Raw genomic sequence first — 240 nt, forward strand, 5'->3', positions numbered from 1 at the left:
GCAGCAGCAGATTGTGATGGCGATGGCGCACCAAACGGTACGGACACAGCACCATATGATCCATGTGTAGGTGGCGATGTAGTAAATGTAGATTTATTAGATACAACTAGTGATTGGTATACATCCGATTGTGATGGAGACGGAGTAATCAACGGAACAGAAGTAGATCCAGATATGGATGGTACTGCAGGACCTGATGGAACGGATCCAACCGATCCATGTGATTACAACGTAGCAGAT

General features: G+C 45.8%; 1 protein-coding gene. It reads left to right on the forward strand.

Translation table 11 applies throughout. The features are described 5' to 3' along the window. On the forward strand, positions 1-240 hold a 240-nt coding region (locus tag ACVC3Y_RS05895), incomplete at both ends, for a hypothetical protein (RefSeq protein ID WP_452226365.1).

The sequence above is a fragment of the Lacinutrix cladophorae genome (assembly GCF_053604645.1).